General features: G+C 64.9%; 25 protein-coding genes. 20 read left to right on the forward strand and 5 right to left on the reverse strand.

The features are described from left to right. The first annotated feature begins 95 nt into the window (after nucleotides 1-95). The 13 genes from RAD04_RS20760 (at nucleotide 96) to RAD04_RS20820 (ending at nucleotide 14,146) form a co-directional block, all read left to right on the forward strand. The gene (locus RAD04_RS20760) at nucleotides 96-1,754 is read left to right on the forward strand and encodes an ABC transporter substrate-binding protein (protein WP_461625237.1); all 1,659 of its coding nucleotides are present in this window, start codon (nucleotides 96-98) and stop codon (nucleotides 1,752-1,754) included. 220 nt (nucleotides 1,755-1,974) lie between these two features. Continuing rightward, nucleotides 1,975-2,928 carry an ABC transporter permease gene (locus RAD04_RS20765; protein WP_461615893.1) on the forward strand — a complete coding sequence of 318 codons (954 nt, stop codon included), beginning with the start codon at nucleotides 1,975-1,977 and terminating at the stop codon, nucleotides 2,926-2,928. A 3-nt stretch (nucleotides 2,929-2,931) separates the two neighbouring features. Next, a complete protein-coding gene (locus RAD04_RS20770) occupies nucleotides 2,932-3,834 on the forward strand; it encodes an ABC transporter permease (RefSeq protein ID WP_008131747.1) in 903 nt (300 codons plus the stop codon). A gap of 3 nt (nucleotides 3,835-3,837) precedes the next feature. After that, nucleotides 3,838-4,899, forward strand: coding sequence for an ABC transporter ATP-binding protein (locus tag RAD04_RS20775; RefSeq protein ID WP_461625238.1), 1,062 nt, complete (start codon nucleotides 3,838-3,840; stop codon nucleotides 4,897-4,899). Then, nucleotides 4,896-5,093, forward strand: coding sequence for a hypothetical protein (locus RAD04_RS20780; RefSeq protein ID WP_028140661.1), 198 nt, complete (start codon nucleotides 4,896-4,898; stop codon nucleotides 5,091-5,093). Before RAD04_RS20775 ends, RAD04_RS20780 begins: the two co-directional genes overlap by 4 nt. Continuing rightward, complete coding sequence (locus tag RAD04_RS20785) at nucleotides 5,090-6,505, forward strand: amidase (RefSeq protein WP_461625239.1); 1,416 nt, start codon at nucleotides 5,090-5,092, stop codon at nucleotides 6,503-6,505. The genes RAD04_RS20780 and RAD04_RS20785 overlap by 4 nt, the downstream gene beginning before the upstream one ends. Beyond that, nucleotides 6,502-7,479, forward strand: coding sequence for an ABC transporter ATP-binding protein (locus tag RAD04_RS20790; protein ID WP_104465047.1), 978 nt, complete (start codon nucleotides 6,502-6,504; stop codon nucleotides 7,477-7,479). Before RAD04_RS20785 ends, RAD04_RS20790 begins: the two co-directional genes overlap by 4 nt. A 217-nt stretch (nucleotides 7,480-7,696) precedes the next feature. Then, nucleotides 7,697-7,966 (forward strand): GlsB/YeaQ/YmgE family stress response membrane protein, encoded by a 270-nt coding sequence (locus tag RAD04_RS20795; protein ID WP_018321362.1) that lies wholly within the window; start codon nucleotides 7,697-7,699, stop codon nucleotides 7,964-7,966. 260 nt (nucleotides 7,967-8,226) lie between these two features. Beyond that, a complete protein-coding gene (locus RAD04_RS20800) occupies nucleotides 8,227-9,975 on the forward strand; it encodes a type I secretion system permease/ATPase (RefSeq protein ID WP_461625240.1) in 1,749 nt (582 codons plus the stop codon). A gap of 10 nt (nucleotides 9,976-9,985) precedes the next feature. Next, the gene (locus RAD04_RS20805; protein ID WP_104465049.1) at nucleotides 9,986-11,320 is read left to right on the forward strand and encodes an HlyD family type I secretion periplasmic adaptor subunit; all 1,335 of its coding nucleotides are present in this window, start codon (nucleotides 9,986-9,988) and stop codon (nucleotides 11,318-11,320) included. A 214-nt stretch (nucleotides 11,321-11,534) separates the two neighbouring features. Further along, nucleotides 11,535-13,004, forward strand: coding sequence for an AMP nucleosidase (locus RAD04_RS20810; RefSeq protein WP_461625241.1), 1,470 nt, complete (start codon nucleotides 11,535-11,537; stop codon nucleotides 13,002-13,004). A gap of 118 nt (nucleotides 13,005-13,122) precedes the next feature. Continuing rightward, nucleotides 13,123-13,737, forward strand: coding sequence for a tetratricopeptide repeat protein (locus RAD04_RS20815; protein WP_461625310.1), 615 nt, complete (start codon nucleotides 13,123-13,125; stop codon nucleotides 13,735-13,737). A gap of 133 nt (nucleotides 13,738-13,870) precedes the next feature. After that, nucleotides 13,871-14,146 (forward strand): DUF1488 family protein, encoded by a 276-nt coding sequence (locus tag RAD04_RS20820; protein WP_020508771.1) that lies wholly within the window; start codon nucleotides 13,871-13,873, stop codon nucleotides 14,144-14,146. 163 nt (nucleotides 14,147-14,309) lie between these two features. On the opposite strand, the gene RAD04_RS20825 is transcribed toward RAD04_RS20820, so the two are convergent. Further along, a complete protein-coding gene (locus RAD04_RS20825; protein ID WP_461625242.1) occupies nucleotides 14,310-14,792 on the reverse strand; it encodes a CinA family protein in 483 nt (160 codons plus the stop codon). 143 nt (nucleotides 14,793-14,935) lie between these two features. On the opposite strand from RAD04_RS20825, the gene RAD04_RS20830 reads away from it, so the two are divergent. From RAD04_RS20830 to RAD04_RS20840, 3 genes are read left to right on the forward strand one after another with little or no spacing between them, the layout of a single operon-like run. Further along, complete coding sequence (locus RAD04_RS20830) at nucleotides 14,936-15,994, forward strand: amidohydrolase family protein (RefSeq protein WP_461625243.1); 1,059 nt, start codon at nucleotides 14,936-14,938, stop codon at nucleotides 15,992-15,994. Between the two features lie 25 nt (nucleotides 15,995-16,019). Then, on the forward strand, nucleotides 16,020-17,129 hold the full coding sequence (locus RAD04_RS20835; RefSeq protein WP_461625244.1) for an amidohydrolase family protein: 1,110 nt from the start codon (nucleotides 16,020-16,022) through the stop codon (nucleotides 17,127-17,129). Then, the gene (locus tag RAD04_RS20840; RefSeq protein WP_018321371.1) at nucleotides 17,129-17,542 is read left to right on the forward strand and encodes a Rieske (2Fe-2S) protein; all 414 of its coding nucleotides are present in this window, start codon (nucleotides 17,129-17,131) and stop codon (nucleotides 17,540-17,542) included. Before RAD04_RS20835 ends, RAD04_RS20840 begins: the two co-directional genes overlap by 1 nt. A gap of 176 nt (nucleotides 17,543-17,718) precedes the next feature. Here the strand turns inward: RAD04_RS20840 and tcuC are convergent, their stop codons facing one another. Together tcuC and RAD04_RS20850 are read right to left on the reverse strand one after the other, a co-directional pair. Continuing rightward, nucleotides 17,719-19,050, reverse strand: coding sequence for a tricarballylate/proton symporter TcuC (gene tcuC / locus RAD04_RS20845; protein WP_461625245.1), 1,332 nt, complete (start codon nucleotides 19,048-19,050; stop codon nucleotides 17,719-17,721). A 142-nt stretch (nucleotides 19,051-19,192) separates the two neighbouring features. Continuing rightward, the gene (locus RAD04_RS20850; RefSeq protein WP_461625246.1) at nucleotides 19,193-20,092 is read right to left on the reverse strand and encodes a transcriptional regulator GcvA; all 900 of its coding nucleotides are present in this window, start codon (nucleotides 20,090-20,092) and stop codon (nucleotides 19,193-19,195) included. A 110-nt stretch (nucleotides 20,093-20,202) separates the two neighbouring features. Here RAD04_RS20850 and RAD04_RS20855 point away from each other — a divergent pair, with 110 nt between their 5' ends. Together RAD04_RS20855 and RAD04_RS20860 are read left to right on the forward strand one after the other, a co-directional pair. After that, a complete protein-coding gene (locus RAD04_RS20855; RefSeq protein ID WP_461625247.1) occupies nucleotides 20,203-20,406 on the forward strand; it encodes a DUF1127 domain-containing protein in 204 nt (67 codons plus the stop codon). Between the two features lie 68 nt (nucleotides 20,407-20,474). Further along, complete coding sequence (locus tag RAD04_RS20860; RefSeq protein ID WP_461625248.1) at nucleotides 20,475-21,098, forward strand: GNAT family N-acetyltransferase; 624 nt, start codon at nucleotides 20,475-20,477, stop codon at nucleotides 21,096-21,098. A 237-nt stretch (nucleotides 21,099-21,335) separates the two neighbouring features. Here RAD04_RS20860 and RAD04_RS20865 read toward each other — a convergent pair whose 3' ends face one another. Both RAD04_RS20865 and RAD04_RS20870 read right to left on the reverse strand, forming a co-directional pair. After that, nucleotides 21,336-22,166 carry an enoyl-CoA hydratase gene (locus RAD04_RS20865; protein ID WP_461625249.1) on the reverse strand — a complete coding sequence of 277 codons (831 nt, stop codon included), beginning with the start codon at nucleotides 22,164-22,166 and terminating at the stop codon, nucleotides 21,336-21,338. Nucleotides 22,167-22,293: 127 nt separating this feature from the next. Continuing rightward, nucleotides 22,294-22,995, reverse strand: a complete 702-nt coding sequence (locus RAD04_RS20870; protein WP_461625250.1) for an SDR family oxidoreductase — start codon at nucleotides 22,993-22,995, stop codon at nucleotides 22,294-22,296. Nucleotides 22,996-23,029: 34 nt separating this feature from the next. Between RAD04_RS20870 and RAD04_RS20875 the strand changes: the two genes are divergently transcribed. Beyond that, on the forward strand, nucleotides 23,030-23,182 hold the full coding sequence (locus RAD04_RS20875; protein ID WP_461625251.1) for a hypothetical protein: 153 nt from the start codon (nucleotides 23,030-23,032) through the stop codon (nucleotides 23,180-23,182). Between the two features lie 44 nt (nucleotides 23,183-23,226). Next, nucleotides 23,227-25,011 carry an acyl-CoA dehydrogenase family protein gene (locus tag RAD04_RS20880; protein ID WP_461625252.1) on the forward strand — a complete coding sequence of 595 codons (1,785 nt, stop codon included), beginning with the start codon at nucleotides 23,227-23,229 and terminating at the stop codon, nucleotides 25,009-25,011. The last annotated feature ends 16 nt before the right edge of the window (nucleotides 25,012-25,027 follow it).

A 25,027-nucleotide genomic window follows, 5' to 3' on the forward strand; every position in this document is an offset into this window, starting at 1 on the left:
GCAGGGCCAAATTGCAGAATAAGTTTCTCTTTGGCATAGCCATTGCATACGATTGCATCAAAAATAGTCATCGAAGCCGGAAAAGGATTGAGGCGATGCTTACTAAGAAGAAGAACACGCGCGCGGCATGGATCGCGGTGCTCGCTCTAACGACGGTGGCTGCATGGCCGCGTGAGGCCAGTGCCGACACCGTGCTGCGCATCGGCATGACCGCTGCCGATATTCCGCGCACGCTGGGCCAGCCCGATCAGGGTTTTGAAGGCAACCGCTTCACCGGCCTCACCATGTACGACGCGCTGACCGGCTGGGACCTGTCCTCCGCCGAGAAGGCGAGCGTGGTAATTCCCGGCCTTGCCACCGAGTGGAAGGTCGACGATGCCGACAAGACCAAGTGGGTTTTCAAGCTGCGCCCCGGCGTGACCTTCCATGATGGCTCCCCGTTCAACGCGGATGCGGTGGTGTGGAACGTCGAGAAGGTGTTGAAGCAGGACGCGCCGCAGTTCGACGCCAGCCAGGTCGGCGTCACGGCCTCGCGCATGCCGACGCTGGCCTCGGCGAAGAAGATGGACGACATGACGGTCGAGCTCACCACCAAGGAGCCCGACAGCTTCCTGCCGATCAACCTCACCAATTTGTTCATGGCGAGCCCGGCGAAGTGGCAGCATTTCTATGACAAGGCCGAAGGCGCCGACGCCAAGGCCAAGTCGCAGGCGGCGTGGACGGCGTTTGCCAAGGACGCCGCAGGCACCGGCCCGTGGAAAATGGCGAGCTTCACGCCGCGCGAGCGGCTAGAGCTCGTCAAGAACGCGAGCTATTGGGACAAGGCGCGCGTGCCCAAGGTCGACAAGATGGTGCTGTTGCCGATGCCGGAAGCCAACGCCCGCACCGCGGCGCTGCTCTCCGGTCAGGTCGACTGGGTCGAGGCGCCGGCGCCGGACGCGCTGCCCGAGCTGAAGCAGCGCGGCTTCAAGCTCTACGCCAACGAGCAGCCGCATGTCTGGCCGTGGCAGTTCTCGCGCGTCGAGGGTTCGCCCTGGAACGACATCCGCGTGCGCAAGGCCGCCAACCTCTGCGTCGATCGCGAAGGTCTCAAGGACGGCCTGCTCGCCGGCCTGATGGTGCCGGCGACCGGCACCTTCGAACCCGGCCATCCCTGGCGCGGTAAGCCGAGCTTCGAGATCAAGTATGACAAGGCGGCTGCGCAGAAGCTGATGCAGGAGGCCGGGTTCGGCCCCAACAAGAAGCTGACGGTCAAGACCCAGACCTCCGCCTCGGGTTCGGGCCAGATGCAGCCCTTGCCGATGAATGAGTATCTCCAGCAGGCCCTTGCCGAATGCTACTTCGATGTGCAGCTCGACGTCATCGAATGGAATACGCTGTTCACAAATTGGCGCCGCGGCGCCAAGGATCCGTCGGCGAACGGTTCGCACGCGACCAACGTGACCTACGCGGCGATGGATCCGTTCTTCGCCCTGGTGCGCTTCCTGCAATCGGGCATGGCGCCGCCGGTCTCGAACAATTGGGGTTTCATCAACAATCCCAAGTTCGACGAGCTGGTGAAGAAGGCGCGCCAGACCTTCGATCCCGCCGCACGTGACGCTGCGCTCGCCGAGCTGCACGCGGCCTCGGTCGACGATGCCGCCTTCCTCTACGTCGCCCACGACGTCGGCCCTCGCGCCATCAGCCCGAAGGTGACCGGTGTCGTGCAGCCGAAGAGCTGGTTCATCGACTTCTCGCTGGTGTCGATGAAGTAGTGAGGCGGCCATCGCTCTATCGAGGCGTCATGCCCGGGCTTGACCCGGGCATCCACGTCTTTCTTCCGTCATTCCGGGGCGCCCGCAGGGCGAACCCGGAATCTCGAGATTCCGGGTTCGATGCTTCGCATCGCCCCGGAATGACGGAGCAATAAGAACGTAGATCGCCGGGACAAGCCCGGCCATGATGGCCTCTACGCATTAACCTGAGTAATCAAACGTGCTCGCCTATATCGCCAGACGCATCGTCTATGTCGTTCCGATCGTCATCAGCGTCGCGCTGGTGTGTTTTCTGCTCGTGCACATCACGCCGGGTGATCCGCTGGTCGCGGTGCTGCCGGCCGATGCCTCGCAGGAGCTCGCCGCGCAGCTCCGTTCCGCCTATGGCTTTGACCGCCCGCTGCCGGTGCAGTTCGGCTTGTGGCTGATGCGCGCGCTGCACGGCGATCTCGGCAATTCCATTGCGACGGGGCGCCCCGTGCTCGCCGAAGTCATGCGCGCCGTCAGCAATACCGTCACGCTGGCGATTGCCGCCGCGATCATCGGCTTCACCATGGGCATCCTGCTCGGCCTGATCGCCGGCTATTTCCGCGAGACCTGGATCGACAAGCTCGCGACGTCCTTTGCCATCGCGGGCGTCTCCGTGCCGCATTACTGGCTCGGCATGGTGATGGTCATCATCTTCTCGGTGCAGCTGAACTGGCTGCCCGCGGTCGGCGCCGGGCCGGGCGGCTCCGCCACCTGGGCCTGGGACTGGGCACACCTGCAATACCTCGTGCTGCCCGCGATCACGACATCGGTGATTCCCATGGGTATCGTCACCCGCACCGTGCGCGCGCTGACCGGCGACATCCTGAGCCAGGATTTCGTCGAGGCCTTGCGCGCCAAAGGTCTGCACGAGCGCGGCGTGTTCCGCCACGTCATCAAGAACGCCGCGCCCACCGCGCTCGCGGTGATGGGGCTTCAGCTCGGTTATATGCTCGGCGGCTCGATCCTGATCGAGACCGTGTTCTCCTGGCCGGGCTCGGGCTTCCTGCTCAACTCGGCGATCTTCCAGCGCGACTTGCCGCTGCTGCAGGGCACGATCCTGATCCTGGCGCTGTTCTTCGTCTTCCTCAATCTCATGGTCGACATCGCGCAAGCCGCGATCGATCCGCGCATCAAGCGGGGCTAGCCAATGAGCGAGCTTCCGTTGTCCGCCACCGCCGATGCCGCGCTGCAGGCCGCGCCGGCAACCAAGGCGCGCGGTTATTGGGCGACCGTCGGCCGCCGCATCCGGCGTGACAAGGTCAGCATGGCCTGCGCGCTGGTGCTGCTGCTGATCTTCCTGTCGGCGATCCTCGCGCCGTGGCTGGGTCTGGAAGATCCCTACAAGGGTTCCATGATCCGCCGCCTGCGCCACATCGGCACCGTTGGTTATCCGCTCGGCACCGATGAGCTCGGCCGCGACATGCTGGCGCGGCTGATCTATGGCGGGCGGCTGTCGCTGGTCATCGGCATTCTGCCCGTGATCCTCGCCTTCTGCATCGGCACCTCGCTGGGTCTCGTCGCCGGCTATGTCGGCGGCAAGCTCAACACCGCGATCATGCGCACGATCGACGTGTTCTACGCCTTTCCCTCGGTGCTGCTGGCGATCGCGATCTCCGGCGCGCTGGGCGCCGGCATCCTCAATTCCATCGTTTCGTTGACCGTCGTGTTTGTGCCACAGATCACCCGCGTCGCCGAAAGCGTCACTACGGGCGTGCGCAACATGGACTTCGTCGAGGCCGCGCGCGCCTCTGGCGCCGGGCCCTTCACCATCATGCGCGTTCACATCCTCGGCAACGTGCTCGGCGCGATCTTCGTCTATGCCACCAGTCTCATTTCAGTCTCGATGATCCTGGCCGCCGGTCTTTCCTTCCTCGGCCTCGGCACCAAGCCGCCGGAGCCGGAATGGGGGCTGATGCTGAACACCTTGCGCACCGCGATCTACGTCAATCCCTGGGTTGCCGCGCTGCCGGGCGCGATGATCTTCGCGGTCTCGATCTGCTTCAACCTGCTCTCGGACGGCCTGCGCAGCGCCATGGACATCAGGAACTAGGCCATGAGCGAGAGCAACACATCCGTTGAAATGCTCGAGCCGGTCGAGGACCGCGGCGGCGTCGCGCAGCCTCTGCTTCAGGTCAGCGGCCTCACCAAACACTTCCCTGTACGCGGCGGTCTGTTCGCGGCAAAGCGCACCGTGCGCGCCGTCGATAACGTCTCCTTCGCCGTTGCCAAGGGCGAGACCGTCGGCATCGTCGGTGAATCCGGCTGCGGCAAGTCCACCACCGCGCGCCTCTTGATGCATCTGATGCCGCGCGATACCGGCGACATCATCTATGACGGCATGACCGTGGGACAGTCGCTGAGCCTGCGCGAGCTGCGCCGCGGCATGCAGATGGTGTTCCAGGACTCCTATGCTTCCCTCAACCCGCGCCTGACGATCGAGGAATCGATCGCTTTTGGCCCCAAGGTGCACGGCATGGGCGATGGCGCGGCACGCGCATTGGCGCGCGAGTTGCTCGGCAAGGTCGGCTTGCGCCCGGAGAACTTCGCCAACCGCTATCCGCACGAGATCTCCGGCGGCCAGCGCCAGCGCGTGAATATCGCGCGCGCGCTGGCCCTGTCGCCGCGGTTGGTGATTTTGGATGAAGCCGTCTCCGCGCTCGACAAATCCGTCGAGGCGCAGGTGCTCAACCTGCTCGCCGATCTCAAGCGCGAGTTCGGACTGACCTATCTCTTCATCAGCCACGACCTCAACGTCGTCCGCTACATCAGCGATCGCGTGCTGGTGATGTATCTCGGCGAAGTCGTCGAGCTCGGCCCGGTCGACCAGGTCTGGGATAGTCCTGCGCATCCCTACACGCGCGCGCTCCTTGCGGCGATGCCGTCGTCCGACCCCGACAAGCGCACCGAGCAACCGCCGATCACCGGCGATCCGCCCAATCCGATCGACCCGCCTCCGGGCTGCCGCTTCCACACCCGTTGCCCGTTTGCGGAGCCGGTCTGCGCAAATGCGACACCAAAGCTCACCGCGCTGGATAATATGGGCCACGAGGCCGCGTGCTACATGGCGATACCGGGTTCAGGCCACAGCCGCGCGCCCAGGGAGAAGACCGCATGACGAGACCGACACCGAAAGAGATCAAGCCGATTGCGCTAGTTGCCGGCGTCCCCGTGGATGACGAGATCGCGACGCGCATCTCCAATTCCATCGGGCCTGCCTTCGAAGGCTTCGCAGCCATTGCCGGCACACTGCCGTTCGACCTCGAGCCCGCGCTCTATCCGATCGCGCAGACGCAGAAGGTGTCGAAATGAGCACCGAGCCTGCATTGATGACGCTCACCGAGGTCGCGCGCGCGATCGCGATGAAGCAGGTGTCCTCGCATGAGGTGACGCGCGCGCTGCTGCACCGCATCGGGCAATGGCAACCGCATCTCAACGCCTTCATGTCGATCGAGGCCGAGGCTGCATTGAAAGCGGCCGAAGCCGCCGATGCCGAGCTCGCCAAGGGCAATGTCCGTGGTCCCCTGCATGGCGTGCCGCTCGCGCACAAGGACATGTATTACGATTCCGGCCACGTCGCGACCTGCGGCTCGCTGATCCGCCGCGACTTCGTGCCGACCGTGACCTCCACGGCGTTGCAGCGGTTGAAGGACGCCGGCCAGGTCCGACTCGGCACGTTGCACCTCGCTGAGTTCGCCTACGGTCCGACCGGGCACAACGCCCATTACGGTCCGGTGCGTAATCCCTGGAACGTCGCGCACATCACCGGCGGCTCGTCGTCGGGCTCCGGCTCGGCGGTCGCGGCGCGGCTGACCTATGCGGCGCTCGGTTCCGACACCGGCGGCTCGATCCGGATGCCCGCGCATTTCTGCGGCGTCACGGGGTTGAAGACCACGGTCGGCCGCGTCAGCCGGGCCGGCGCGATGCCGCTGTCGCAATCGCTCGACACCGTCGGCCCGCTTGCCCGCACCGCCGAGGATTGCGCGCTGCTGCTGGCGCTGATGGCTGGCGCCGACCCCTTGGATTCGACCTGCAGCCATGAGCCGCTCTCGGACTATGTCGGCGCGACCAAGGGCTCGCTGAAAGGCCTCAAGATCGGCGTGCCTGCGTCGTTCTATGTCGACGATCTCGACAGCGAGGTCGCGCGGGTGCTGGAAGAGACCGTCGCCGTGCTCAAGCGCGAGGGCGCCGACATCGTCACGGTCGAGCTGCCGGACCAGCGGCAATTATCCTCGGCGAGCCAGCTCGTGCTTGCCGCCGAAGCTGCCGCCTTCCACAAGCGCTGGATGATCGAGCGTCCGCAGGACTATGGCCCGCAGGTCTTGATGCGGCTTCAGAACGGTCTCGCCGTTCCCGCCATCACTTATCTCGAGGCAATGCGCTGGCGCGGCCCCGCGCTCGCTGCGCACAACGCGGCCACTGCCGGCGTCGATGCGGTGATCGCGCCGGCCTCGCCGGTGCCGGCGCCGACGATCGAGGAGAGCGATGTCGGCGGCGGACCGAACGCACCGGCCATGGTGCAGCGGCTGACGCTGTTCACCCGCCCGGTGAACTTTTTGGGCCTGCCGTCGCTCACCGTGCCCTCCGGCTTCACCAAAAGCGGCCTGCCGGTCGGCATGCAGCTGATCGGCCGTTCCTTCGACGAAGCGACCCTGCTCACCATCGGCGCCGCCTTCCAGCGCGTCACCGACTATCACGATCGATTGCCGAAACTGCCGTCATGACAAAGCTCGTCGAGATTTCAGGCCTCAACATCCGCTTCACCGGGGAGCGCACGGTCTACGCCGTGAACGATCTCAGTCTCTCGCTGGGTAACAGTGAGGTGTTGGGCCTGCTCGGCGAGTCCGGTTCGGGCAAGAGCGTGACGCTGCGTGCGCTGATGCGGCTGTTGCCGAAGAAGCGCACGCAGATTTCGGGTACCGTCAACGTCATGGGCCGCGACGTGCTCGCCATGAACGACGAGGAGCTGTCGTCGTTCCGCGGCCAGACCGTGTCGATGATCTTCCAGGAGCCGGCATTGGCACTGGATCCGGTCTACACCATCGGGGCGCAGATCGCCGAAAGCGTCGTGCGCCACGAGGGCAAAAGCTACGCTGAGGGCAGGGCACGCGCGCTCGAAATGCTCGAGGTCGTGCGCATTCCCTCCGCAAAACGCCGGCTCGATGCCTATCCGCACGAGATGTCCGGCGGCATGCGCCAGCGCGCGATGATCGCGCTGGCGCTGGCCTGCCGGCCAAAAATCCTGCTCGCGGACGAGCCGACCACCGCGCTCGATGCCACCGTGCAGATCCAGATCCTGCTCTTGCTGCGCGAGCTGCAGCGCGAGTTCGGTATGTCCGTCATCTTCGTCACCCACGACATCGGCGTCGCCATCGAGATCTGCGACCGTGTCGCGGTGATGTATGCCGGCCAGATCGTGGAGCAGGGCACGCTTCGCGACATCGTCCGCAGCCCGGTGCATCCCTATGCCAAGGGCCTGCTCGCCTCGACTATTCACGGCGCCAAGCGTGGCGCCCGCCTCGAAACCATCCCCGGCACGCCGCCCTCACTGGCCGAGAAACCCCACAACTGCTCCTTCGCCCCGCGCTGCGCCGTGGCGCAGCCCCGTTGCCTGGAGCAATTGCCTGCCAATGTGGCGGTCGGGCCGGGCCGGGCGGCGCGATGTGTGCTGGCGGAGCAGGCGGCGGCGCTGTCATAATATTTGAACGGCGCTGCTGCAGCGCTCCTCCCTTTGAAATTCCTCTACGGCAACACCGAGTTGTCACAGTTCACCGGCGACTGCAGGCAGAAGCCATTCTACTTTGCATGGGGTTGTTTTCGACTTTTTGTCGAAGCCGGCTGAAGCGACCAGCATTCAGACGCCATTCATCCCGGTTCCCGTTCCATGCGGCCGTTCATGGAGAGGGACCAGACTTATGTACATTTCAAACGAAGGCCTGCTCGTCATCCTGTTCGTCGGCCTCGTCGCCGGCTGGCTCGCCGGCAAGGTGGTGCGCGGAACGGGGTTCGGGATCATCGGCGACATCGTGGTTGGCATCGCCGGTGCGCTGGTGGCTAGCTTCCTGTTTCCAAAGCTCGGCATTCGCCTCGGCACGGGCCTGGTATCCGAGATCGTCTATTCCGCCATCGGCGCGGTCATCCTGCTGCTGGTGGTGCGGCTGGTGCGGGGCGGCGGTCGGTTCTAGCAGCCGCCCGGTTCGATCGATCGGAACTAGCCGCCTCTCCAGAACTGGGGAGGGGCGGCGGCCCCGCACCAAAAAGCCGCAAAGACTGTGAAATACCGGACTTGCGTGCGGGGCCATCAGGGGTAGATGTGGGCCATCAGGGTTTTGGATGAACCCGGCTGCGTTGGACGCAGGGCGAACATGATGTTAATCCGGGGCGAGTACCCTGAATTGCCCGTGAAATCGGGGGCCTTGGCCCCCACCTGAAAGAGATCAGACTGATGGCAGCCGGTCCTGGCGTCCGCCGTTCAGAGCTCGGTGACGCCTTGCGCGCTTGTCGCACGGCGTTCATCGGCGTCGGCTTGATGAGCTGCATGATCAACCTGCTCTATCTGACCGGGTCGATCTTCATGCTGGAGGTCTACGACCGGGTGCTGCCGAGCCGCAGCGTCCCCACCCTGGTCGGCCTGATCATCCTCGCCAGCTTCCTCTACATGGCGCAGGGCGTGCTGGACATGATCCGCAACCGGATCCTGGGGCGGATCGGCACCGCGCTCGATGAAGCCCTCAACAAGCGCGTGTTCGACACCATCGTGCGCCTGCCGCTGCTGGTCGGCAGCCGCAACGAAGGCCTCCAGCCGCTGCGTGATCTCGACAACGTCCGCTCCTTCCTCGGCGGCATGGGCCCGAGCGCGTTCTTCGACCTGCCCTGGCTGCCGCTCTATCTCGCCATCTGCTTCGCCTTCCACGTCATGATCGGCGTCACCGCCCTGGCCGGCGCCATCGTTCTGGTCGGGCTGACACTGGTCACCGAGTTCATGTCCCGCCAGCCGGCGCGCGAGGCGATGGGGCTTGCCGCCCAGCGCAACGATCTCGCCCAGGCCAGCCGCCGCAACGCCGAAGTCATGGTGGCGATGGGCATGGCCGGCCGGATGAACCAGCGCTGGAGCGAGGCCAACGAAAAATATCTCGCCGGCAATCAGCGCGCGAGCGACGTTGCCGGTGGTCTCGGCGCAGTCGCAAAGGTGCTGCGCATGATGCTGCAATCGGCCGTGCTGGCGGTCGGCGCCTATCTCGTCATCCACCAGGAGGCGACCGCCGGCATCATCATCGCCGGCTCGATCCTGTCCGCCCGCGCGCTTGCGCCGGTCGATCTCGCCATTGCGCACTGGAAATCCTTCGTCGCGGCGCGCCAGAGCTGGCACCGCCTCACGCGCCTGCTGGAGCAGATGCCGGCGCAGACGATGCCGACCCAGCTGCAGGCGCCCACCAGCCGGCTCTCGGTCGAAGGCGTCGCCATGGTGCCGCCCGGCGACCAGCGCCTCATCGTGCAGGACATCACCTTCGCGCTCGCCGCGGGCAACGGCCTCGGCGTGATCGGCCCGAGCGGCTCCGGCAAATCGTCGCTGATCCGCGCGCTGGTCGGGGTCTGGCAGCCGGTGCGCGGCAAGGTGCGGCTCGACGGCGCGGCGCTCGACCAATGGTCGTCCGACATGCTTGGCCGGCACATCGGCTATCTGCCGCAGGACGTCGAATTGTTCGGCGGCACCATCGCCCAGAACATCAGCCGGTTCGATCCCGAGGCGACGTCCGAGGGCATCATCGCGGCTGCGAAAGAAGCCGGCGTGCACGAGATGATCATCAAGATGCGCGAGGGCTACAACACGCAAGTCGGGGAGCAGGGCACGGCGCTTTCCGCCGGCCAGGCGCAGCGCGTGGCGCTGGCGCGCGCACTCTATGGCAACCCCTTCCTGATCGTGCTCGACGAGCCCAACTCCAATCTCGACACCGAAGGCGATGAGGCGCTGACCCGCGCCGTCCGCGCCGCCCGCGAGCGCGGCGCGATTGTCGTCGTGGTGGCGCACCGCCCGATCGGCGTCGAGGCGGTCGACCAGGTCCTGGTGCTGCGCGACGGCCGCATGCAGGCGTTCGGCCCCAAGGAGCAGGTGCTCGCCCAGGTTCTGCAGCCGCGCGTGGCGCCGCCGGCCCCGATCAAGATCGTCAGCGAAGGCGGAGTGGCCAAACCATGAGCACAAAGCCATGAGCACGATGGCCATCGGCGGCCCGAAGCCGGCCGCGAACAAGACCGTACGCGAATCCATCAAGTTTCACCTGATCCTCGGCTTCGTGATCGTGCTGGTGCTTGTCGTCGGTCTCGGCGGCTGGGCCTCGACCGTGCTGATCTCGGGCGCGCTGATCGCGCCGGGGCAGATCGTGGTCGAATCCAACGTCAAGAAGGTGCAGCATCCGACCGGCGGCGTGGTCGGCGAGGTGCGCGCCCGCGACGGCGACCTGGTCAAGGCCGGCGACATCGTGGTGCGGCTCGACGACACCGTCACCAAGGCCAACCTTGCCATCGTCACCAAGAATCTCGACGCCGCGCAGGCGCGTGCGGCGCGCTTGCAGGCCGAGCAGCGCGGGGTCGACAGGATCGAATTTCCGCAAGCCCTGATCGAGCGCGCCAGCGATCCCGACGTCAAGCTGCTGCTCTCCGCCGAAACCAAGCTGTTCGACGTCCGCGTCAACGGCCGCACCGGACAGAAGGCGCAGCTGCGCGAGCGCATCACGCAGCTCAACGAGGAGATCGCGGGTCTCAGCGCCCAGGAGAAGGCCAAGGATCAGGAGATCGCGCTGGTGCAGAACGAGCTCACCGGCGTGCGCGAGCTCTACGACAAGCGTCTGGTGCAGATCTCGCGCCTGACCCAGCTCGAACGCGACTCGGCCCGTCTCAACGGCGAACGCGCGCAATACATCGCCTCGCGCGCCCAGGCCAAGGGCAAGATCACCGAGACCGAGCTCCAGATCATCCAGGTCGACAAGGACGTCGTGAGCGAGGTCTCCAAGGATCTGCGCGAGACCAACGACAAGATCGGCGAGCTAATCGAGCGCAAGGTCGCCGCCGAAGACCAGCTTCGCCGTATCGACATCCGCGCGCCGCAGGACGGCATGGTGCTGCAATCCACGGTGCACACGGTCGGCGGCGTCATCACCGCCGGCGACGCTCTCATGCTGATCGTGCCGCAGGCCGATGATCTCCAGGTCGAGGCCAAGGTCAACCCCGTCGACATCGACAAGCTCCAGATCGGCCAGAAGACGTTGCTGCGCCTCTCCGCCTTCAATCAGCGCACCACGCCGGAGCTCAACGGCCTCGTCAGCCGTGTGTCGCCCGACGTCACCACCGACCAGCGCACCGGCCAGAGCTACTACACCATCCGCGTCTCGATGCCGGCCGAGGAGATCGCCCGTCTCGGCGACGTCAAGATGATTCCGGGTATGCCGGTGGAAGCCTTCGTCCAGACCGGTGATCGCACCATGCTGTCCTATCTGATGAAGCCGCTGCACGACCAGCTGATGCGAGCGTTCCGGGAGAAGTGACGCGCGAAAGCGCGTCATCCCGGAGCGCGCTTAGCGCGCATCCGGGATCTCGTGCGGCACATCCGGTCTCGTAGGGTGGGCAAAGGCGCGACGCGCCGTGTCCACTGCTCTTCATACGACGAGTACGATGGTGGGCATGCTTCGCTTTGCCCACCCTACGGCACCACCTTCTTTGCTATAGTTCGACTCAAGCCCATCAACCCGGCGGTCGACCATGCAATCCCCATCCTCCATCGCCACCGAATCCTTCTCCGACGCCTCCCTCGCGGTCACCCGCCTCGAAGAAATCTACGAGCGCAACACAAAATTCCTGCGCGACCGGTTCGAGGCCTATGTCGGCGGCGAAGCGATCACGACGCGGGTGCGCGCCTATTATCCCTTCGTCCGCCTCACCACCGCGACGCATGCGCGGCTGGATTCGCGTCTCGCCTACGGCTTCGTCGCCGGGCCCGGCGTCCATGAAACCAGCGTGACGCGTCCGGATTTGTTCCGGAGCTACCTTGTCGAGCAGATCGGACTCCTGATCCAGAATCACGGCGTGCCCGTCGAGATCGGCGAGTCCGCCGAGCCGATCCCGATCCACTTCGCCTATCGCCGCGACATCAACATCGAAGCTGCGATCACGACGAGCGAGAACTCCCCTGTCGCGCGATCGCTGCGCGACGCGTTCGACGTGCCGGATCTTGCCACCATGGACGATTCGATTGCCGACGGCACCTTCGAGCTTCAGCCTGGCGCGCCCGAACCGCTGTCGCTGTTCCGCGCCGCCCGTGTCGATTACTCGCTGCGCCGGCTCTATCACTACACCGGCACCGACCCCGAGCATTTCCAGAATTTTGTCATTTTCACCAACTACCAGTTCTATGTCGACGCCTTCGCGCAGCTCTGTCAGCAGCGGCTCCAATCGAGTGAGGCTGGCCTTGAAGCCTTCGTCGCGCCGGGCAACGTCATCACGCGCAGCGGCGGCGCAACCAGCGGCGTTGCGCCCGCGCGCATGCCGCAGATGCCGGCCTTCCACCTGGTCACACCGGACTATCGCGGCATCACGCTGATCAACATCGGCACCGGACCGTCCAACGCGCGCAACGTCACCGACCATGTCGCCGTGCTGCGCCCGCATGCCTGGCTGATGCTCGGCCACTGCGCGGGCCTGCGCAACACGCAGCGCCTCGGCGATTACGTACTCGCGCACGGCTATGTGCGCGAAGACCACGTGCTCGATCGCGAGCTGCCGTTGTGGGTGCCGATCCCCGCGCTGGCCGAGATGCAGGTCGCGCTCGAAGAGGCGGTTGAGGACGTTACCGGCCTCGAAGGTTTCGAGCTCAAGCGGCTGATGCGCACGGGGACGGTGGCGAGCGTCGACAACCGCAATTGGGAGATCTCCGGGCCTGAGGTGATCCGACGCATGTCGCAGTCGCGCGCGGTCGCGCTCGACATGGAATCGGCCGCGATTGCCGCCAATGGCTACCGCTTCCGCGTTCCCTACGGCACGCTGCTCTGCGTCTCCGACAAGCCGCTGCACGGCGAGATCAAGCTCGCGGGCATGGCCAGCGAATTCTACCGCCGCCGTGTCGGCCAGCATCTCGAGATCGGCCTGAAGGCGCTGGAACGGCTCAAGCAGCAGGAATCGGAGCGGTTGCATTCGCGAAAGCTGCGCAGCTTTGCCGAGGTCGCCTTCCAGTAAAGGACACAGGAACTGTCGTACGCATGCTGACGCCTCCGTGAGCGCAGCGTCCCGGAATATTGCCGCCGAGGCAGGGTTATCAATTGGTCCGGGGCCGCTTGAAACACAGGAGGCAGACATTATCGCAGCGATGATCAGGCGCGTCGTGTTGAGTACGTTCGCGGCAGCCCTATTGTGCTCGCCGGCATTTGCCGCGGGCGGAGGCGGCGGTGGTGGAGGCGGGGGCGGCGCCAGTTCCACGGATCCGTACGCCGGCGCCTATTCGGATCAGAAACTGCAGCCGACCTATCCGAAGCGCCCGGGCGCCAAGGCAACCCAGAAGGGCAAGAAACCGAACAATCAGTCCAGCATCGGCGATCCCGCATTCGCGGCCGGCTACCGCGTGGCTTATGACACCATCTACGAGCGCAACGACTATGCGGCAGCGATCGCGCAATTGAAGTCGCTCGGCCATGATGACCATCCGAACGTCGCCAACCTCATCGGCTACTCCTATCGCAAGCTCGGCGACTACGAGCAGTCGCAGGTTTGGTATGAGCGCGCATTGAAGGCCGATCCGAACCACGTGCTGACGTGGCAATATTACGGGCAGTGGCAGCTCGAGCGGGGCAATCGCGAGCAGGCGCTCTATCATTTGAGCCGGATTGCCTCCATCTGCGGGACCGGTTGCGAGGAGTATCGGTCGCTGGCCGCCGCGCTCGACAGGCCGACCGGCACGGCGCTCGTCTACTGAAGCAAGAGAGCAGCCGGTTCGTCGAGCCGCTGCTGATGGGCGTCGGATGACCGCCACGTCCTTCGGCGCGGATAGTGACAAGGCGTCAGATTTTCAGCATTGTCCCGTTCGGGGGCGCGAACGGAACAATTGGATGCCGCTGACGCGCGACAAGATCATCGGCCATGACCTCGAACGGCTGGCCTTTCGCTTCACCATGCTGAGCGGCGACGAGGTCGTGCAGTGCCAGATCAGCGACGCCGCCATGGACGAGCTCGCGGGCATGCAGGGCACCGAAAGCAGCGCACGGCAGGCGCAGTTCTTGTCGTTGCGTGAGACCATCGAGCGGATTGCGTCAGATCTCTACGACGAAGCACCGCGATTCCAGGGATATGTGGTGCGGATCTTCATGCGGCATTTGGGGCGGTGAGCTCTCGCCTCACTCTCCGCTGTCATGCCCCGCGAAGGCGGGGCATCCAGTACGTCGCGGCCCGTCGATTCAATCATAACCGTCTCGGAGTACTGGATCGCCCGGTCGAGCCGGGCGATGACAGCAATGTGGTGGTGAGGCTGCCCCGACTCACTCGCGCAGCTCACCCCTCCAGCTTCCTCAACAACAGCCTCAGCGCCGTCGCAGCAAACATTTGCATGTTGCCGAACCGGTCATTGTTGCCGGTCTCCAGCGTCATCACCTCCGTCACAGGCCCGCTCACCGCCATGCAGCTATGGCCGGCGGCGTCGCCGTAGCGGTTGCCGGTGGGGCCGGCTGCGCCGGTCTCGGACAGGCCCCAGTCGCTGCCAAAGCGCGTTCGCATCTGCTCCGCCAGCAGTTGCGCGTAGGGCTCCGACGAGGAGCGAAAGCCCTTCATTCCTTCGTCCGAAATATCCATCAGCACGCGCCTGGCATCGCGGGTGTACACCACCGCGCCGCCGAGGAAGTAGGCGGACGCGCCGGGCACCGCGAGCAGGCTGGCCGCGATCAGGCCGCCGGTTGAGGATTCTGCCACGGCGATAGTCTGTTTGCGTGCGATCAGCTTCGCTGCGACCTGTTCCGCAATGCCGACGAGCTCTTTCATCCCTAACCCCTTATTCCTTCGCAACCGAGCTCAGCCTTCCTAGCATATGACAGGACGCTTGGCCGAGTTGCGGGCGACGGGCAGGCCTGCTTGAATGGCGGTATAAGAAGAGACATGCGAGGAAACGTGAGAAGGGAGACGTCATGGCGTCCCTGATCGCCGGCGGGGTGGATTGCGACGTGCATCCGGCCGTGCCGCATCTGACCAGCCTGCTGCCCTACCTGAATGACTATTGGCGCGATCAGGTGACGACGCGCGGCATGGTCGATCTCGTCTCGCAATCCTACCCGCAGAACTCGCCGATCGTGGCGCGCCCTGATTGGCGCCCCGAGAGCGGCAAGCCGGGCGAGAGCCTCGACGACATGCAGCGCCATGTGCTCGATCCGTTTCAGCTCAGCTACGCCATCTGCAATCCGCTCTACGGCGTGCAGATGGTGTTTTCGGAAGATTTGCAGGCCGCCTTCTGCCGCGCGCTGAACGACTGGCTGCTGAAGGAGTGGCTCGACCGCGACAAGAGGCTGCGCGGCTCGATCGTGATCCCGACGCAAAGCGTCGAGAAGGCCGTGGCAGAAATCGAGCGCTGCGCGCAAGACAAGCGCTTCGTCCAGGTGCTGATGCTTGTGATGGGCGACACGCCGCTCGGCAAGCGCGCGCTGTGGCCGATCTATGAAGCCGCTGAACGGCTGGAACTACCCGTCGGCATTCACGCGGGTTCCGCTTATCACAATCCGCCGACCGCCGTGGGATGGGGTTCCTACCACATCGAGGACTATGTCGGGCAGGCCCAGGCGTTCCAGGCCCAGCTCACCAGCCTGATCGTCGAGGGCGTGTTCGCCAAATATCCGCGGCTGAAAATGGTGATGCTGGAATCCGGCGTCTCCTGGATCTCTCCCTATCTCTGGCGCCTGCACAAGTTCTGGCGCGGGGTGCGGATGGAGACGCCCTGGGTTGATCGCGCGCCGCTGGATATTGTGCGCAGCAACATCCGCTTCTCCTTACAGCCATTTGATGCGCCGCCAGACGAGGCGACATTAATTCGCCTGTTTGATCATATGCAGTCCGACGAATTGGTCCTATTCTCCACGGACTATCCGCACTGGCAGTTCGAGGGCCAGGACGCGCTGCCCGAAGGTCTTACCCCCGATCTCGTGCGCAAGATCATGATCGAAAATCCACATGCGACCTATCCCCGCCTGAAATGAGCCCGCTGCCAAAGGAGGCAAGGCGATGAATATCCAATTCCGCGAGAGCCAAGAAGCCGCTTCCCCACTGACCGTCAAAACCGCGATCGCGGACTGCGACATCCATCCGGCACGCGCCACCCGCACCGAGCTTTATCCCTATCTCGCCAAACGCTGGCAGCATCATCTCGAGATCTACGGCGTCCATGCCTATCAGGGCATGATGGAAGGCCCGCCCTATCCGAAGGCCCAGCCCAATGCCTCGCGCCGCGATGCCTATCCGCCCGAAGGCGGGCCACAGGGCTCCTCGCTGTCGTTCATGCAGAAGCAGCTGCTCGATCCCAACAACGTGCAGCTAGGCGTGCTCAATCCACTCAACACCGGGCAGGGCATCCGCAATCACGAGCTCTCGGCCGCTTTGTGTTCGGCGATCAACGACTGGCAGATCGACAAATGGACCAGCAAGGACAAGCGGCTCAAAGCCTCGATCGTCGTCGGCAATGAGGACGGGCTGTCGGCCGCCGCCGAAATCCGCGAGCGCGCCGGCGACAAGAACTTCGTGCAGGTGCTGCTGCTCAGCCGCAATGTCGAGCCGCTCGGCCAGCGCCGCTACTGGCCGATCTACCAGGCCGCGGAAGAAGCCGGCCTTCCCGTCGGCGTCCACGCCTTCGGTTTCGGCGGCAATCCGATCACGCCGTCGGGCTGGCCGTCCTATTACATCGAGGAGATGGTGGGTCACTCGCAATGCCAGCAATCGGCGCTGGCGAGTCTTGTTTTGGAGGGCGTGTTCGAGCGCTTCCCGAAACTGAAGATGGTGATGATCGAGGCCGGCTTCGGCTGGGCGCCGTCGCTGGCGTGGCGGCTCGACAAGACCTGGCAGCGTCTGCGCAGTGAGGTGCCGCATGTGAAGCGGCCGCCGTCGGAATATATTCGCGAGCAGGTGTGGTGGACCACGCAGCCGATGGAGGACCCGGAGCGGCGCGAGGATCTGTTCGACGTCATCAACTGGATCGGCTGGGACCGCCTGTTGTTCGCCACCGATTATCCGCATTGGGACTATGACGAGCCCTCCCGCGTCTTGCCGGCGGGCGTCAGCGAAGTCAATCGCGAGGCGTTCTATCTCGGCAATGCGCGCGCGCTGTACGGGATTGGTTGATGGCGCGGCATGTGATCGCGCCGGTCGATGAACTGCCGCCGGGGACGCGAAAATTTCTGGAGATCGACGGGCGGCCGATTGCGGTCTTCAACATCAAGGGCGAATATTTCGGCCTGATGAACCGTTGCCCGCATCAGGGCGCGGCGCTGTGCGAGGGCCCGCTGATCGGTCTCGCGCAGTCGAAGGAGCCCGGCGAAATCGAATACACCAGGCTCGGCGAGATCATCCGCTGCCCCTGGCACGGCTGGGAGTTCGACATCCGCACCGGCCAATCCTATTGCGACCCCCGCCGCTTCCGCGTGAAGGCCTATCCGGCCCATGTCGAGCCGGGCGCGAGCGTGGTGAAGGGGCCGTATGTGGCCGAGACGATTCCCGTGAAGGTCGAGAGCGATTACGTGGTGGTGGAGCTGTAAGTCTCCGCCGGTAGTGCGCTCCCTCGCCCCCTTCTTACGGGGAGAGGGTTGGGGTGAGGGGCTCTCTCCACGCATGAGATCGCTGTGAGATCTGTACCCCCTCACCCGGATCGCAAGAGCGATCCGACCTCTCCCCGCAAGCGGGGAGAGGTGAAGACGGAGCCGCGCGCGTCTTATCAACGCCCCGCTACAGGCTCGGCCACCGCATCATATGTCGGCACCGCCTTGCCGCCGCCACGGTACACCGTCGAGGCCGCGATGATGCCGAGCAGTGCAGCGAGCATCAGCCAGAAGCCGGGCGAGGCCTTGTCGCCGGTATGCTCGATCAGCAAGGTCGAGGCGAACGGCGTGAAGGTGCCGAACAGGGCGGCGGCGAGCGCGAAGGCGAGCGAGAAGCAGGTGGTACGCACATGCGCCGGCACGATCTCGACCAGCGCGCCGAGCATGGTGCCGCTGTAGACGCCGAAATAGAACGAGAACATCATCTCGACCGCGAGCAGCTTGCCGAAACTCGGCGCCGCCACCAGCCAGTGCAGTGCCGGGTAGGCGGTGACGAGCGACAGGCCGGCGATGGTGAGCAGCACCGGCTTGCGGCCGATGCGGTCGGACAATGCGCCGCCGATCGGGTTCCAGAAGAAGTTGGTGACAGCGACGAGCAGCGTCACCAGCAGCGCGTCCTGCGTCGACAGCTTCAGCACGGTCTTGCCGAAGGTCGGCGTGTACACGGTGACGAAGTAGAATGTGGTCGTGGTCAGGATCGCGATCATCATGCCGAGGATGACGATGCGCCAGTTGGCGAGCGCGGAGGCGAACACCTCGCTGGCCGTCGGATGCTTCTTCATGGCGAGGAAGGCCGGCGTCTCCTCCAGCGTCCGCCGCAGGACAAAGATCAGGGGAATGATCAGGCAGCCGACGAAGAAGGGAATGCGCCAGCCCCAGGCGGCGACAGTGTCCGCGGGCATCACCTCCGAGAGGATGTAACCGAGGATCGAGGCGACGAAGATCGCGACCTGCTGGCTCGACGACTGGAACGAGGTGTAGAAGCCGCGATTGCCCGGGGTGGAGATCTCCGAGAGATAGACCGACACGCCGCCGAGCTCGACGCCGGCGGAGAAGCCCTGCAGCAAACGTCCGATCAGCACGATGATGGGCGCGGCGATGCCGATGGTCGCATAGCTCGGGCAGAACGCGATGACGACGGTGCCGAAGGCCATGATGGCGAGGGTGACGATCAGGCCCTGGCGACGGCCGATGCGGTCGATGTAAGCGCCGAGCACGATCGCGCCGACCGGTCGCATCAACGCGCCGAGCCAGAACACGCCGAAGGTGTTGAGCAGCGATGCGGTTTCATCAGAGGAGGGGAAGAACGCCTTGCCGATCGCGGCCGCATAGAAGCCGAACAGGAAGAAGTCGAACTGTTCGAGAAAATTGCCTGACGTGGCGCGCAGGATGGCGCCGATGCGTGATTTGATCGCGGGTGGATTGGTCGATGCGGCTGGTCCAGCCATGGCGTTGCTCCCCTTGGAAAGGTCTGGCCGGACCGGGAAATCATCCCACGGCAAGGCGACAGAGACTGCGACAATCTGCCACGCCTCTTCCCGCGCGAGGCGGGCCGAGTCAATCCGTTTTGCGGAGGAAGCTGATGATTTTTCAGGCTTTATTTTGCGTCGCAGCGAGTATCCATTGGCGGAATGCGGTCAGCTTCGGCGCTTCGCGGCGTCCCTCGGGCGCGACCAGGTAGAAGCCTGCGTCGGCCGGCAGCGCGATCTTGAACGGCACCACGAGGCGGCCCTTGGCGATGTCGTCCTGGACGTAGGAGGTCCGTCCCATCGCGACGCCAATGCCGTCGATCGCGGCCTGGATGGTCATGAAGATCATGTCGAAGGTGATGCCGGGGTGCCTCGCGATGTCGGCCGGCAGGCCCGCCGCGGTAAGCCATAGCCGCCAATCGTCGCTGTTGGCGCTTGAGGTGTGCAGCAGCGGATGGTTTCCCAGGTCTTCGGGCCGGCGCAGTGGCTTGTCGCCACGCAATAGCGACGGACTGCACACCGGAAACAGCTCATCCGCCATCAGCCAGTCGGCGCGCAGGCCCGTCCACTGGCCGCGGCCGTAGCGGATCGCGGCATCGACATTGTCGCGCTGGAAGTCGACGAAGCTGGTCGAGGTGGTGATCCGAACGTCAATGCCGGGATGCTGCTCCTGGAAATCCGTCAGCCGCGGCAACAGCCATTTTGCGGCGAGCGAGGCCAGCGTCGAGACCGTCAGCACCTTGTCGTCGTCCTTGCGCAGCAGCCGGTCGGTCGCAAGCCGGAGGTCGTTGAAGGCGGCGCGGACGCCGGGGAGGTAGTCGCGCGCCTCCGGGGTCAGGGCCAGCGCACGGTTCTGCCGGATGAACAGGCGGATGCCGAGCTCCTCCTCGAGCCTTCGGATCTGATGGCTGATCGCGGTCTGCGTCACGTTCAGTTCGGCCGCCGCCAGCGTGAAGCTGAGATGGCGCGCGGCGGCCTCAAACGCCCGCAATCCGTTCAGGGACGGCAATCTGGCAGTCATTTGGCAGCAGGATACATGACGTTATTTCATGCGAAAAGGTACAAATTGTCGTTTGTCGCAGTGCACCAGGAAGCGGATATTAGCGGTCAACTTAGCTCCAGGAGCTGAAAATGTCTACTTTGACCGACAATTCGATGACAAATCATCATGCGCCGGGCTTGATCGAGCAGATCGGCGAGACGCTTCACGTCTGGCACGAGCGCTACCGGACCAGGCGCGAACTCACGCACTGGACCGCGCGTGATCTCCACGATGTCGGGCTGTCCTGGTCCGACATCGCCTACGAGGCCGACAAACCCTTCTGGCGGGCCTGATTGGCCGCCAGGCCGGCGCCGCCTCATCAGAGGGGCGCCGGCGGTCCTTTTTGTCCCGAGCATGTGCCATGACCGCTCTTCGCCTGGAAGATCTGAAGCAATATTCGGACACGCTGCGCACCCGGCAGGGTGAGGCGCTCAATGTCCGCTTCGTTGAGCCGCGCGATACCGACGAGCTTCAGCACTATTTCCGCTCGCTCTCGACCCGCTCCCGCTACAACCGCTTCTTCGGCGCGATCAGCGAGCTGCCGAACGGACTGCTGCACGACTTCCTTCAGGTCGGCGAGCGCGAACGTTTCACCGTGGTCGCGACCATGATGGTCGACGGCTTCGAGACCATCGTCGCCGAGGCGCGCTATGCGCTGCACGCCGAAACCGCCACGCTCGAATTCGGCTTGTCGGTGCAAGATCGCTGGCAGGGCCACGGCATCGCCACCGCGCTGATGAAGAATCTCGAATGCCGCGCGGCCGCGCTTGGCGCCGACCATATCTTTGGCGAGACGCTCCGCTCCAACGAGACCATGATCTCGCTTGCGCGCAAATCCGGTTTCGCCTTCGTCAATCACCCTGATGACTGGAAGCTGGTGCGCTTCGACAAGGAGATCAGCGTCGCAGCAAAGGATATTCCCTGCGCGAGCTGGCGTCTCGCCGCCCTTTCCCGTCAGGCCGCAAGCCCCTCAGCCTCGGCCTGACACCACTGCAAGCCCGGCCTGGCATAGCCAGAGCCGGGCGTTTTTTTGCTTGCAGATCCGTCATCCTGAGGTGCGAGACGCGCGGCGCGACGCGACGCGCGGGGAGCCTCGAAGGATGAGCGGCCCCTCTGCATCCCCGGTGTCGGACTTCGCGCAGCAACAGTCGGGCCGTCGCCCTTCGAGGGCCGCTGAAGAAGCGGCCACCTCAGGGTGACGGTCATAGATCTTCGAACGCTGTTACTTCCCCGTGAACACCGCCTTGCGCTTCTCGATGAAGGCCTGCACCGCCTCCTTGTGATCGGCGGTCGTGGTGAGACGGATCAGCCGTTCGGCCTCGTGGTCGCGCGCGGTTTCGAAATCGAACAGCACGGCCTCGTCGAGATTGTCCTTCATGTAGCGTAGCGCCAGGCGCGGGCCCTCGGCGAGCGACTTCGCCAATGCAAAGGCCTCGGTCTGCAATTTGTCATCGGGCACGACGCGGTTGACGAGGCCGATCGCTTCGGCCCGCACCGCATCGACGCGGTCGCCCGTGAACATCAGCTCACGCGCCCGCGCGGTGCCAACGAGACGGGTGAGCAGCCAGGCGATGCCGTAATCGCCGCTGAGCGCGATGCGGGCATAGCCGGTGGCGACGAAAGCCGATTGCGCGGCGATGCGGATATCGCAGGCCATGGCGATGGCGAGCCCGGCGCCGACGGCGGGGCCGGGCAGGGCGGCGATGGTCGGCTTGCGTACCGACACCAGCGCGCCGGTGAGCAGCCGTTGCCGCTCCTGCAGATCGGCGATGCGATCTTCCAGCGGCATTTCGAGCTTTGATTTGTCGCGATGCGCGCCCATGCCCTTGACGTTGCCGCCGGCGCAGAACGCTTCGCCCGCGCCGGTGATCAGCAGCGCGCCGACGCCGGGGTTCTCGCCGCAGCTGCGGATCATCGTGCGCAGCGCCGGTGTCAGCGTATCCGACAGCGAATTGCGCGCCTCCGGCCGATTCAACGTGATGACAGCGACGCGGTCGCGGATGACGCAGAGGAGCTCATTGGTGCCGGTGTCGATGGTGGTTTCCGTGGTCATTGATCCTCCCTGCTCTTGTTGGACTAGTAGGGTGGATTAGCGAAGCGCAATCCACCTCTTCTCTAATGCGCGGTGATAAAAGAGGTGGGTTACGCCTTCGGTCAACCCACCCTTGCGGCATCTCGCCTCAGAACTTCTCCACCCAGGGCCGCAGCTCGAGCTCCCAGCTCCAGGCGCTGCGTGGCTGCTGCAACACGTTCCAATAGCTCTGTGCAATTGCGTCGGGATCGAGCATCGAATCCGGCTTGTCTTCGGCTTCCGTCCGCGCCGCGCTGCGGATGCCGCCGTCGATCACGAAATGCGCGACATGGATGCCTTGCGGCGACAATTCGCGCGCCAGGCTCTGCGCGAGGCCGCGCAGCGCGAACTTGCCCATCGCGAACGAGGCCGACTGCGCGTAGCCCTTGACGCTGGCGGAGGCGCCGGTGAATAGGATCGCGCCATGCTTGTTCGGCAGCATGCGCTTGGCCGCCTGCTGCGCCACCAGAAAACCGCCATAGGCGCTGACCGCGATGGCGTTGGCGACGTCGGCCGGAACGAGGTCGACGAACGGCCCGCGGGTACGGCCGCTGGCGTTGTAGACGACGAGGTCGGGCGTGCCGATCTCGCGCTCGACCAGGCCAAACAACCGCTCGACCTCATCGGGCTCGGTCGCGTTGCAGGCATAGGCCTTGGCGTCGGTCTCGCTACAGAGCGCGCCCAGCTTCTCGATCTTACGCGCGGCGAGCGCGACGCGAATGCCTTGCGCAGCGAGCAAGCGCGCGAGCGAAGCGCTCAGGCCTTCGCCGGCACCGACGATGAGGGCGATCTTGTATTTTGGATGTTCCATGTGTGGTCTCTCGGAAGCGGGGAGCACCTGATCTATGCATGGCTTTCGCGAACAACCAGCCGGCGCGATCACAATTCCGCAGAGCGAATTGCTCCTTCACGGTGATCATGCCTCCCTGACGATTTGCGGCTTTATCGCTACCCGCGACTGGAGCATGATCGACATCATCCCGAGCGGCAAGCGCTAAAGTGGCGCAGAATGTCCGCAGCTCGCGGAACGAAGAGGACGATCATGCATAAGCCGGCCCCAGCGCAGCCAAAGAATGTCGCGGCCGCACCATCCGGCCTGCTGGCGCCCGACACCACGGGCATGAATTTCTACCGCGCCGATCCTGCGCTGACCGACCTGCTCCGCATCCATCTGCCGGAAAATCTGTTCCGTCATATCGAGCCGCATCTCGATCGTCTCGGCGAACTCGCCGGCGGCCGGCTCGACGACTGCGCGCGGCTTGCCGACCGTCATACGCCGGTGTTGCACCAGCGCGACAAGTTCGGCCGCGACGTGCAGTGGATTGAATACCATCCGGCCTATCGCGAATTGGAGAACGCAGCGTTCGGCGAGTTCGGCATCCATGCGCTCTCGATCCGCAAGGGCATCATGGGCTGGCCGGACAAATATCCCGTGGTGGCCAAGCACGCCTTCACCTTCCTGTTCAATCAGACCGAATTCGGCATGGGCTGCCCCATCAACGTCACCGACGGCTGCGCCAAGCTGCTGGCGAATTTCGGCAGCGAGGCGCTGAAAGCGAAATATCTGGACGGTCTGACCCAGACTGACATGAGCAAGCTGACGCAAGGCGGCCAGTTCATGACCGAGAAGGAGGGCGGCTCGGACGTCGGGACGCTGACCACGCGCGCCGTGCAGGAGGGCGACCATTGGCGCCTCACCGGCGAAAAATGGTTCTGCTCGAATGCGGATGCGAAAGTGGTGATGCTGCTGGCGCGCCCCGAAGGCGCCGGCCCCGGCACGCGCGGCGTCGGCCTGTTCCTGATGCCGCGCCTCCTCGACGACGGCTCGCAGAACCACTACCGGATCGTGCGTCTCAAGGACAAGCTCGGCACCCGCTCGATGGCCTCGGGGGAGATCAAGCTCGAAGGCGCGATCGCCTATGCGGTCGGCAAGCTCGACCGCGGCTTCGTGCAGATGGCCGAGATGGTGAATTCGTCGCGGCTCTCCAACGGCGTCAAATCCGCCGCGCTGATGCGACGCGCCTATCACGACGCGATGACGGTTGCGACCAATCGCGTCGTGTTCGGCAACCGCATCATCGACCTGCCGCTCGGCCGGCGGCAGATGCTGAAGATCATGCTGCCGGTCGAGCAGGCGCTGTCGATGAGCTTCCTCACTGCGGACGCGCTCGACCGCGCCGAGGCCGGCAGCCAGGATGCGGCAGCATTGTTGCGGATCCTGACGCCGACCCTGAAATTCCGCGCCACCCGCGATGCGCGAAAGGTCTGCGGCGATGCGCTCGAGATGCGCGGCGGCATCGGCTATATCGAGGAATTCGCGACGCCGCGGCTGCTGCGCGACGCGCATCTCGGTTCGGTCTGGGAAGGCACCGGCAACATCGTCGCGATCGATGCGCTCCGGCGCGCGGTCGGCCGACACGGCGCGGAATCCGCGCTGGCGGCCGATCTGCATGCGCGGCTCGACGACAGTGCATCCGTGCCGCAGGCCTGGCGCGACTGTTTGCGGGCTCTTGTCGATCGCGCTGTCGGCTTCGCGCGCGAGGTTGCAGGGACATCCGAGAACGAGGCCGATGCGCGTCGTGCGACGAGCCTGCTCTATCATGTCGCCAGCGCCGTCGCGCTCGCCTGGGAGGCGCATCGCATCCACGAGATGCGCGGCGATGCGCGCCGACTGCTGCTGTCGCGGCTGGTGATCGACCATCGGGTGTCACCGAGCGATCCGTTCCGGCTGACGGAAAATGCGACGCAAGCCAGGATCACCGCGCTACTGCTCGGCGACAGTTCAGCCGGCATGAGCGAGGTTGGCGAACTGGTTCTGGCAGCGTAGGCTGCACTCCACGGTC

Source organism: Bradyrhizobium sp. 25ACV (assembly GCF_054863005.1).

What these genes read in the sequence shown, in the direction of transcription:
- RAD04_RS20760 (WP_461625237.1), top strand. Translation starts at nt 96, where the DNA reads ATGCTTACTAAGAAGAAGAACACGCGCGCGGCATGGATCGCGGTGCTC.
- RAD04_RS20770 (WP_008131747.1), top strand. Translation starts at nt 2,932, where the DNA reads ATGAGCGAGCTTCCGTTGTCCGCCACCGCCGATGCCGCGCTGCAGGCC.
- RAD04_RS20775 (WP_461625238.1), top strand. Translation starts at nt 3,838, where the DNA reads ATGAGCGAGAGCAACACATCCGTTGAAATGCTCGAGCCGGTCGAGGAC.
- RAD04_RS20780 (WP_028140661.1), top strand. Translation starts at nt 4,896, where the DNA reads ATGACGAGACCGACACCGAAAGAGATCAAGCCGATTGCGCTAGTTGCC.
- RAD04_RS20785 (WP_461625239.1), top strand. Translation starts at nt 5,090, where the DNA reads ATGAGCACCGAGCCTGCATTGATGACGCTCACCGAGGTCGCGCGCGCG.
- RAD04_RS20790 (WP_104465047.1), top strand. Translation starts at nt 6,502, where the DNA reads ATGACAAAGCTCGTCGAGATTTCAGGCCTCAACATCCGCTTCACCGGG.
- RAD04_RS20795 (WP_018321362.1), top strand. Translation starts at nt 7,697, where the DNA reads ATGTACATTTCAAACGAAGGCCTGCTCGTCATCCTGTTCGTCGGCCTC.
- RAD04_RS20800 (WP_461625240.1), top strand. Translation starts at nt 8,227, where the DNA reads ATGGCAGCCGGTCCTGGCGTCCGCCGTTCAGAGCTCGGTGACGCCTTG.
- RAD04_RS20805 (WP_104465049.1), top strand. Translation starts at nt 9,986, where the DNA reads ATGAGCACGATGGCCATCGGCGGCCCGAAGCCGGCCGCGAACAAGACC.
- RAD04_RS20810 (WP_461625241.1), top strand. Translation starts at nt 11,535, where the DNA reads ATGCAATCCCCATCCTCCATCGCCACCGAATCCTTCTCCGACGCCTCC.
- RAD04_RS20820 (WP_020508771.1), top strand. Translation starts at nt 13,871, where the DNA reads ATGCCGCTGACGCGCGACAAGATCATCGGCCATGACCTCGAACGGCTG.
- RAD04_RS20825 (WP_461625242.1), bottom strand. Translation starts at nt 14,792, where the DNA reads ATGAAAGAGCTCGTCGGCATTGCGGAACAGGTCGCAGCGAAGCTGATC.
- RAD04_RS20830 (WP_461625243.1), top strand. Translation starts at nt 14,936, where the DNA reads ATGGCGTCCCTGATCGCCGGCGGGGTGGATTGCGACGTGCATCCGGCC.
- RAD04_RS20835 (WP_461625244.1), top strand. Translation starts at nt 16,020, where the DNA reads ATGAATATCCAATTCCGCGAGAGCCAAGAAGCCGCTTCCCCACTGACC.
- RAD04_RS20840 (WP_018321371.1), top strand. Translation starts at nt 17,129, where the DNA reads ATGGCGCGGCATGTGATCGCGCCGGTCGATGAACTGCCGCCGGGGACG.
- tcuC (WP_461625245.1), bottom strand. Translation starts at nt 19,050, where the DNA reads ATGGCTGGACCAGCCGCATCGACCAATCCACCCGCGATCAAATCACGC.
- RAD04_RS20850 (WP_461625246.1), bottom strand. Translation starts at nt 20,092, where the DNA reads ATGACTGCCAGATTGCCGTCCCTGAACGGATTGCGGGCGTTTGAGGCC.
- RAD04_RS20855 (WP_461625247.1), top strand. Translation starts at nt 20,203, where the DNA reads ATGTCTACTTTGACCGACAATTCGATGACAAATCATCATGCGCCGGGC.
- RAD04_RS20860 (WP_461625248.1), top strand. Translation starts at nt 20,475, where the DNA reads ATGACCGCTCTTCGCCTGGAAGATCTGAAGCAATATTCGGACACGCTG.
- RAD04_RS20865 (WP_461625249.1), bottom strand. Translation starts at nt 22,166, where the DNA reads ATGACCACGGAAACCACCATCGACACCGGCACCAATGAGCTCCTCTGC.
- RAD04_RS20870 (WP_461625250.1), bottom strand. Translation starts at nt 22,995, where the DNA reads ATGGAACATCCAAAATACAAGATCGCCCTCATCGTCGGTGCCGGCGAA.
- RAD04_RS20875 (WP_461625251.1), top strand. Translation starts at nt 23,030, where the DNA reads ATGCATGGCTTTCGCGAACAACCAGCCGGCGCGATCACAATTCCGCAG.
- RAD04_RS20880 (WP_461625252.1), top strand. Translation starts at nt 23,227, where the DNA reads ATGCATAAGCCGGCCCCAGCGCAGCCAAAGAATGTCGCGGCCGCACCA.